Annotated in this window: 1 protein-coding gene; it reads right to left on the bottom strand. The window is 39.3% G+C overall.

Annotated elements, in window-relative coordinates; translation table 11 throughout:
* Nucleotides 1-384 precede the first annotated feature (384 nt).
* On the bottom strand, nt 385-3189 hold a 2805-nt coding region (gene prsT, locus HRT50_RS18370; RefSeq protein WP_291617203.1), incomplete at its 5' end, for an XrtA/PEP-CTERM system TPR-repeat protein PrsT.

Raw genomic sequence — 3189 nt, 5'->3', positions numbered from 1 at the left:
TAAGGCCTCCAACATTAAACCCTTTGTGTTTGAGCACACCAAGCCCCCTAAGCGAGCTAGAAACCTATAAATAAGTAGCCAAATTAACTAGGCCACTTCAACACAATGTTTATTTCTTCTTTGTCGGGTTCCGATAACTATACCGAATTCGGATTCGAAGGTGATGACTCTGTACTATTGCACGAGTTCGCGGCCTCGTATCAGCTCAATCCGCCGCTAACATTCGCTATGTTGTCCATTGAACTGAAAATACGACTTTAGTGACGATGAACATCGTTTGGAATATAACTAACAGCTCTAATGGTAATCACTTAATTTTGTTATCAAATAAACCCCAATAAGCTTTAAGGTGCAATGGGGTTGTTAACCATTATGTTTAGTGAGTTACGTCTTATTAATTTTTGCTAACAACGCTTGTGCGGCTTTTTTTTCAGTAAAATTATTTTTGTAATTCGTTGATATTTGTAACTCGTTAACCGCCTCAGCACTGCGCCCTAGGTGATGTAAAGTGTAGCCCAAGTGATACCTAATTGACGGATCGCGACCATTCATCGATTGTGCTTCTCTCAATATTTTCAACGCTTGCTTATATGATTTTTGTTTGGCCAGCACCCAACCATAAGTATCTAAAATAGCGGCAGAACGTGGCTTTAGCTCACTGGCTTGTTGCGAAAATTGTTGCGCCGCATCTAAATCATCTTGCATACTTACATGGGCTAGGTTGTTGAGTACATCGGCTTTATTAGGCAATTTCGCGGTCTTAATTAAAGTAGTATAGTGCTGCTTTGCTTCACTATAACGCTGCTCCAATAATAAAAAATCAGCAAGTATATTTCGATAGTAAAAATTTCTCGGCTGTTTGTTGAGGGCTTCGACAAGTTGCTGCTCAAAAATATCTTTTTTCACACCCTTGATTGCCAAGTTATATGCTTTCGCGAGTGCCATGCCATTATTGTTGTTTAGTCTAAAGGCATACAAGTAACTAGCTTGTGCTTTTCCTATTTGCTTATTGACTAGTTGTAAGTCACCTTCGAGCATCAATATTCTTGAATTAGCTTTGTTATCGCCTTTGAGAGACGCTATTTTTTTGCTTGCTTGTGCTAAGTCTTGCTCGTAAATACTTAACTTGGCATCCGCATATTTTACCGCGTTTTTATTCGGAGCGATGTTTAACGCTCGGTTAATACTTGCACGCGCCCCAGCTAAGTCATTCGACCGCCTTTGTAAATTAGTGAGGATAATCAGATGTTTGGCATCGTCATACCATAAACCATATAAAATGTTGAATTGTTTCTTTGCTAGCGCTTTATCACCTAACAGTAAATAAATTTCTGCGCGTTTTTTGATGTAATCTGGCGCCAGGTATTCATGGCGAAGTAACCTGTTTAATATTACTAACGCTTGCTCGTATTTACCGGTACTTTTTAGTAGTACCATTAACATTTCCTGCGCGGCTATATTATTAGCATCAATTCTTAGTAATCCATGCAATTGGTAAATTGCGGAGTCAGCGCTACCTAAAATCACCTCTGTTTTGGCCAGCAAATATTTAGCACTGGTGTGATCGGGTTTTTTCTTTATCAAGGTCAACAAAATACTTTTCGCTAATTGTGGTTTACGCATTTCCAGCAAAGCAGATGCCTGATTATACCGAGCGGCAAGGTGGTCTGGTTGCTGTTTTAACAGTTGTGCCAACACTTGTAATGCCTGTTGTGGCTGATCAATCTTGATTAAGGCAGCAGCCATGGCATTTAACAGTTCAACATTATTGGGGTATTCGGTTAACAGTTGGTTAATCAGTAAGCCCGCGGCTCGAGGTTGATTATTTTTAATATAGAGATTGATTAAGTCACTTTCAAAGGTATTGTTACGGTTTTTTTTGTTGGCCTGGGTGAGTAGCGCAATGGCTTGTTCGAAATGATTGCGACTAAACAACATACGTGCTTCAACTAACAAGAGTGTTGCTTCATTAGGGTATTGTGCCTTGAGTATCGGCAGCAGTTCTTCACATTTCATTTGCGTGCGGTTTTCTATATACAGATCACAAAGCAAAATAGATAAATTTAAGTCTGTGTGAATGTTTTTTTTGTGCTTATCGAGTATCTCTCGAGCGTAGCCGAGCTGATTTAGTTTTATATAGGCATGGGCTGCAACGGCAACCGCTTGAAAGTTTTCGGGGTTGTAAGAGAGATATTGCACCATTTCCCTGACCGCACTTTCATAGTTTTTCAATAGGTAAGAGGTCAAACCGTTAATAAAGATAATCTCGTTGTTTTCTACCAATGTCAGCTCTGAGACTAAACTTATTTGATTATTAAGATCGTAGAGGATTTGCTTAGCAAACTCTTCCTGATTTGCCGACATTAATAGGTTTGCTTTCAGTAATTTTGCTCTCGGGTCGTGCGGTGATTGGATTAAGACTTGCTCAATTAACGCCAAGGCTTGCTCATTTTCCTTTAGGAGAATAAAAATGGACGCCAAGCTGCGTTTAGCATCTACATAGTCAGGCTGTAAGCTAAGCACTTTTTGAAATGCCTCTCGTGCTTTTTCTATGTCATTTTGCTGTTTATATATTTGCCCTTGTAAATGCCAGGCGATGTAATCTTCACCATCCATTTCAAATGAAATAGCAATTAAATCAATTGCTTTCTGCAACTGTTCAACTTTTATATAATAGCCAACTAAACTATTAAGGACATTGGGATTGTTCGGAGATTGCTTTAGGGAAATCTTAAGCTCTGTTAGCTCCTGAATCGGCTGCTTTAACATGCCGTAAGCACGCGCTTTGAGCATGTGCCACTGGGTACTATTTGCTTGACTCAAGGTGTAGTTATCACCTAAGTTAAGCACCTGATGAGGTTTGTTTTGGTGTAATAATGCTTCAGCCAAAGGAGACAATATATTCTCGATATCAGCGCCTAAATCTAATGCCTCTTGCAATTCCAACATTGCCCTTAGGGAGTGGCCATCTCGTAAAAGTACTTTACCCATTAAAATTTTACCGGGGATATGATCGGGGTTATCCCCTAGGGTATTTTTTAAGTGGATAAAGCTCGTTGGAAAATCCTTTTCATTATAGCTTTTCAACGCTTTTTCATAATGATCTACACTTTGATTTTGATTTTGATTTTGATTTTGATTTTGTGCATTGGCGGGCGTGTTCGCTAAGCCAATAACCATAGCGAAAAA

It is taken from the genome of Colwellia sp. (assembly GCF_013215345.1).
Taxonomy (GTDB): domain Bacteria; phylum Pseudomonadota; class Gammaproteobacteria; order Enterobacterales; family Alteromonadaceae; genus Colwellia.
This window is presented reverse-complemented; position numbering and strand designations above follow the sequence as displayed.